The organism is Streptomyces silvae, from assembly GCF_016745505.1.
Taxonomy (GTDB): Bacteria; Actinomycetota; Actinomycetes; order Streptomycetales; family Streptomycetaceae; genus Streptomyces; species Streptomyces silvae.
The window spans coordinates 1-4,219 of sequence record NZ_JAERUC010000096.1 but is presented as its reverse complement, the minus strand read 5'-3'; the positions used below and the strand labels follow the sequence as shown (position 1 = coordinate 4,219).

Sequence of the window (4,219 nt, the reverse complement as noted above, 5' to 3'; positions counted from 1 at the left end):
CGAGGGCGCCGGTTTCACGTGAAACCGGCGCCCTCGGTCCATGCCGGCAGCCGGTCAGTCGTCGCCGTCCTTGTCGTGCTCCTTGTCCGCCAGGACGATCACGCACACCGCCACCGCGAGCAGCAGCGGCACATCGGCGTCCTCCCGCACGATGTCGACGCCGTAGGTGTCGCGGACGGTCAGCCAGCGCCGGGAGATCTGGGCGAGCAGCTCACCGTCGTAGTCGATGGCGAACTCGCGGTCCAGGATCTTGCCGCTGACGTCCAGCTCGGTGCCGTCCACCAGGGCCACCCGGTAGTGGTTGCGCAGCAGCGAGAGCCGCTTCCGTTTGATCTTGGCGAGCTCCTCGCCGTTCCGCTCGATGATCATCGTGTCGCGCAGGCTGATCAGCTTCTGGCGGATCTCCACCAGCACCCGGCCGTCGGTGTCCTTCAGCTCGAAGGTGTCGCGGAGCCGCATGGCCTTGCCGTCGACGAGGAAGAGCTTCCGCCCGTCCGCATCCTCGATCCAGTAGTCGTCGCCGACGCCGAACAGTCGCTCACGTACGAGAAGTCTCATGGATCACAGGTTCCCCGACGCCCCGCCGGAATGCGCGCAGGCCACGGTGCTGTTGACTGGTGGCATGACAGCACGTGCACGTGTCCGCGCCCCCGAACTGATCGGCGAGGGCGGCTGGCTCAATACAGGCGACCGGCAGTACACCCTTGCTGACCTGCGGGGACGCATTGTCATCCTGGATTTCTGGACCTTCTGCTGCGTGAACTGTCTGCACGTGCTCGACGAGCTGCGCGAGCTGGAGGAGAAGCACCGCGACACCGTGGTGATCATCGGCGTCCACTCCCCGAAGTTCGTGCACGAGGCGGAGCACCAGGCCGTGGTCGACGCCGTCGAGCGCTACGAGGTGCACCACCCCGTCCTCGACGACCCCGAGCTCGCCACCTGGAAGCAGTACGCCGTCCGCGCCTGGCCGACACTCGTCGTCGTGGACCCCGAGGGTTACGTCGTCGCACAGCACGCCGGCGAGGGCCACGCCCACGCCATCGAGAAGCTGGTCGAGGAGCTGGAGGCCGAGCACGCCGCCAAGGGCACCCTGCGCCGGGGCGACGGTCCCTACGTCGCTCCGGAGCCGGTCGCCACGCACCTCCGCTTCCCCGGCAAGGCACTGGTCCTCCCCGACGGCGGGTTCCTGGTCTCGGACACCACGCGTCACCGCCTGGTCGAGCTGGACGCCGACGGCGAGACCGTACGGGGCCACTTCGGCACCGGGGACCGCGGGTTCGCGGACGGCGGGCGCGACGAGGCCCGGTTCAGCGAACCGCAGGGCCTCGCGGTCCTGCCCGACGGCCGGATCGCCGTCGCGGACACCGTCAACCACGCGATCAGGGCCCTCGACCTCGCGACGGGCGTGACGACCACGCTGGCCGGCACGGGCCGCCAGTGGTGGCAGGGCTCCGCCACCAGCGGTCCGGCCACCGAGGTGGACCTGTCGTCGCCGTGGGACATCGCCTGGTTCGAGGACCGGCTGTGGATCGCCATGGCCGGGGTGCACCAGCTGTGGACGTACGACCCCGCCGAAGGCACGGTGCGGGTCGCGGCCGGGACGACCAACGAAGGTCTGGTCGACGGGCCCGGGGACGAGGCGTGGTTCGCGCAGCCGTCCGGTCTGGCCGCTGCCGGTGACCGGCTCTGGGTCGCCGACTCCGAGACCTCGGCGCTGCGTTACGTGGACCGGGAGGGTGCCGTCCACACCGCCGTCGGCACCGGCCTCTTCGACTTCGGCCACCGCGACGGACCGGCCGCCCAGGCACTCCTCCAGCACCCCCTGGGCGTCACGGCGCTCCCGGACGGCTCCGTCGCGGTGAGCGACACCTACAACCACGCACTGCGGCGGTACGACCCGGAGAGCGGCGAGGTCACCACGCTGGCCACGGACCTGCGGGAGCCGAGCGACGCGGTGCTGGTCGACGGCGACCTGGTGGTCGTCGAGTCCGCCCGGCACCGGCTGACCCGGCTGCGGCTCCCCGAGGAGGCCGTGCGCGTCGCGGACCGGGCCCACCGCACCCAGCGCGCGGCCACCGAGGTGGCCGCGGGCACGCTCCGGCTCGACGTGGTCTTCCAGGCACCCGCCGGGCAGAAGCTGGACACCCGGTACGGGCCCTCCACCCGGCTGCTGGTCTCCTCGACCCCGCCGGAGCTGCTGGCCGAGGGCTCCGGCCCGGGTACGGACCTGAGCCGTGACCTGGTCCTCGCGGACGGGGTCACCGAGGGCGTCCTGCATGTGTCCGCGATGGCGGCGTCCTGCGACGACGACCCGGCGAACGAGTACCCGGCCTGCCATGTGCACCAGCAGGACTGGGGCGTCCCCGTCAGCGTCACCGCCGCAGGGACGTCCAGGCTGCCGCTGGTGCTCGCCGGGATGGACGAGCAGGGCTGACGGCGGGCCGGCTCATGGCCGCCCGCCTCCTGCCGTGGTGCCGGCTCACCGGTAGCGGCGCTCGTCCTCCGAGACGACGGTGGTGGTGGGCGGCACGACCATGCGGCGGCGCCGCGCGATGCTCACGTAGACGAAGACCCCGACGAGGCCGACGAGCATCATGATCCAGCCGACCAGGTCGACGTTGACGGTGTCCATTTCCCAGTCGGTGGCGAACGCCAGAATCGCTCCGGCACCGATCAGGAGAATGCATCCTCCGAGTCCCATGACTTCTGCCTCCTCGACGGCCCGGTGAATCCGGGCCGGTGTACGGAGCGCGTACCCGGCCCGGTAACAACCATGTCCGCGGAGGCGGTTGGGACGGTGGAGGACGGTGGAAACGGTGCGGGGTCAGCCCGCGAGGAACGCCGTGAGCGAGTTGGCCAGGAGGTACGGGTCGTCGGCGCCGCACAGTTCACGCGCGCTGTGCATGGAGAGGATCGCCACCCCGATGTCGACGGTCCGGATGCCGTGCCGGGCCGCGGTGATCGGGCCGATCGTGGTGCCGCACGGCATCGAGTTGTTGGAGACGAACGTCTGCCACGGCACGCCCGCCTTCTCGCAGGCCGCGGCGTACACGGCCCGGCCGCCGCCGTCGGTCGCGTAGCGCATGTTGACGTTGACCTTGAGGATCGGTCCGCCGTTGACCACCGGGTGGTGCGTCGGGTCGTGCCGCTCCGCGTAGTTGGGGTGGACGGCGTGGCCGGTGTCCGAGGAGAGACAGACGCTTCCGGCGAAGGCCCGGGCGCGGTCCTCGTACGAGCCGCCACGGGCGAACACGGAGCGCTCCAGGACCGTGCCGAGCAGCGGGCCGTCCGCGCCGGTGTCGGACTGGGAGCCGTTCTCCTCGTGGTCGAAGGCGGCCAGCACGGGGATGTACGGCAGTTCGGCGTCCGGCTGCGCGGACACGGCGGCCAGCGCGGCCGTCGCGGCGTGGACCGAGAGCAGGTTGTCCATGCGCGGACCGGCGACCAGCTCACGGTCGCGGCCCAGGTAGGCGGGCGCTTCGACGGCGTGCGGCATCAGGTCCCAGCCGGTGACCTCCGCGGGATCGACGCCCGCCGCCTCGGCGACGAAGCGGATGAGGTCGCCCTCCTCGACGTCACCGAGCCCCCAGATCGGCTGCATGTGCTTCTGGCGGTCGAGCTTGAGGCCCTCCGGGTTGGCGGACCGGTCCAGGTGCACGGCCAGCTGGGGGACGCGCAGCAGCGGGCGGTCGATGTTGACCAGCCGGTGCGTGCCGTCGCGCAGGGAGAGGCGGCCGGCGAGACCGAGGTCCCGGTCGAGCCAGGTGTTCAGGAGCGTCCCGCCGTAGACCTCGACGGCGACCTGGCGCCAGCCGTACGCACCGGTGTCGGGCAGCGGCTTGACGCGGAGGTTGGGGGAGTCGGTGTGGGCCCCCACGATCCGGAACGGGGTGTGGGCGCCGGCGCCCTCCGGCACGTACCAGGCCACGATGGCGCCGCCCCGCAGGACGTACTTCCCGCCCAGCGAGCCGTCCCAGGCATCCGTCTCCTCGACCTGCCGGAATCCGGCCTTCTCCAGCCGTGCGGCGGCCGCGGCCACAGCGTGGTACGGGGAGGGTGCGGCCATCAGGAAGGCCATCAGATCGTCGGTGTGCCCGCGGTCGAAGCGGAGGGAAGAGCTCATGTTCCTCACTGTAACGACGGCGGACCGGGACGTTTAACGGTGTACGACGGCGGGCGCGGCCCCGTGTCCGGAAAGTTGTCAGGAACGCCGACGGCG

General features: G+C 71.5%; 4 protein-coding genes. 1 reads left to right on the top strand and 3 read right to left on the bottom strand.

Translation table 11 applies throughout. The features are described 5' to 3' along the window. Positions 1 to 54: 54 nt before the first annotated feature. A complete protein-coding gene (locus JKV81_RS14815; protein ID WP_129264548.1) occupies positions 55 to 558 on the bottom strand; it encodes an LURP-one-related/scramblase family protein in 504 nt (167 codons plus the stop codon). Positions 559 to 622: 64 nt separating this feature from the next. On the opposite strand from JKV81_RS14815, the gene JKV81_RS14810 reads away from it, so the two are divergent. Then, positions 623 to 2,434 carry an NHL domain-containing thioredoxin family protein gene (locus JKV81_RS14810; RefSeq protein ID WP_129264547.1) on the top strand — a complete coding sequence of 604 codons (1,812 nt, stop codon included), beginning with the start codon at positions 623 to 625 and terminating at the stop codon, positions 2,432 to 2,434. A 45-nt stretch (positions 2,435 to 2,479) separates the two neighbouring features. Here the strand turns inward: JKV81_RS14810 and JKV81_RS14805 are convergent, their stop codons facing one another. Then, complete coding sequence (locus JKV81_RS14805; RefSeq protein WP_099173346.1) at positions 2,480 to 2,701, bottom strand: DUF6458 family protein; 222 nt, start codon at positions 2,699 to 2,701, stop codon at positions 2,480 to 2,482. Positions 2,702 to 2,824: 123 nt separating this feature from the next. Beyond that, a complete protein-coding gene (locus tag JKV81_RS14800; protein WP_124277832.1) occupies positions 2,825 to 4,123 on the bottom strand; it encodes a M18 family aminopeptidase in 1,299 nt (432 codons plus the stop codon). Positions 4,124 to 4,219 lie beyond the last annotated feature (96 nt).